The organism is Bradyrhizobium sp. LVM 105, assembly GCF_003957705.1.
Lineage (GTDB): Bacteria > Pseudomonadota > Alphaproteobacteria > Rhizobiales > Xanthobacteraceae > Bradyrhizobium > Bradyrhizobium frederickii.
This window is the reverse complement of record NZ_QZMV01000086.1, coordinates 1-1,308: the sequence shown is the minus strand read 5'-3', so window position 1 is coordinate 1,308 and position 1,308 is coordinate 1. Positions and strand designations below refer to the sequence as shown.

The window sequence follows — 1,308 nt, the reverse complement described above, 5'->3', positions numbered from 1 at the left end:
GGAGGGGCTGCGGGGCGAGGAGAACATCTCCGAGCTCTGCCGCCGCGAAGGCATCGCCGCCTCGATGTATTACGGTTGGTCCAAGGAGTTCCTGGAAGCCGGCAAGCGTCGCCTGGCTGGCGACACGGCCCGTGCTGCGACCTCCGGCGAGGTCAAGGATCTGCGCCGTGAGGCCGCAGCGCTGAAGGAGGTCGTGGCCGATCTGACCCTGGAGAACCGCCTGCTGAAAAAAAGCATGAACGGGGATGGGGAGGACGAGGCATGAGGTATCCCGCCTCCGAGAAGGCCGAGATTATCAAGCTGGTCGAGCAGTCGCACTTGCCGGCCAGGCGCACGCTGGAGAAGCTCGGTATCCCACCAGCCACGTTCTATCGCTGGTACGATCGTTATCGGGACGGCGGTGTTGAGGCGCTGGCCGATCATCGATCGCGGCCGGATCGGGTCTGGAACCGCATTCCCGACGACGTTCGCGGCCAGATCGTCGACCTGGCGCTGGAACTGCCGGAGCTGTCGCCGCGCGAATTGGCTGTGCGGTTCACCGACGAGCGGAAGTACTTCGTCTCGGAAGCATCAGTCTACCGGCTGCTGAAGGCGCATGACCTGATCACCAGCCCGGCCTATGTGGTGATCAAGGCCGCGGACGAGTTCAAGGACAAGACCACGGCCATCAATCAGCTCTGGCAGACCGACTTCACCTACCTCAAGATCACCGGCTGGGGCTGGTACTATCTGTCGACCGTCCTTGACGACTTCTCGCGCTACATCGTGGCCTGGAGATTGGGGCCGACGATGTGCGCCTCCGACGTCACGGCGACGCTCGACCAGGCGCTCGCAGCTTCCGGCCTCGACCACATCACCGTCATGCAGCGGCCGAGGCTTCTGAGCGACAACGGATCGAGTTACGTCGCGGACGATCTGGCCACCTGGCTCAAGGGCAAAGACATGCAACATGTGCGCGGGGCTCCGTATCATCCCCAGACCCAGGGCAAGATCGAGCGCTGGCATCAGACGCTGAAGAACCGCATCCTGCTCGACAACTATTAGTTACCCGGCGATCTCGAACGACAGATCAGTGCCTTCGTCGAGCACTACAATCACGTTCGCTACCATGAGAGCATCGACAATCTCACACCGGCCGATGTCTACTTCGGCAGAGCAGAGACAATCCTGGCCGAACGTCAGCGCATCAAGCGCGACACCATTGCAAATCGTCGCTTGCAGCATCGTCTGCAGGCCGCTTAAACTCTAACCCCTGATGAGCCAGAGCCTCCCTTCGCAGAACGCCTGATCAGTCTCAAATCATCTGAC

1 pseudogene is annotated in these 1,308 nt (G+C 61.5%); it reads left to right on the top strand.

What is annotated here, in order from left to right:
* A pseudogene (locus D6B98_RS40685) lies at positions 1-1,242 on the top strand (IS3 family transposase); the annotation flags it as partial.
* Positions 1,243-1,308: the final 66 nt, after the last annotated feature.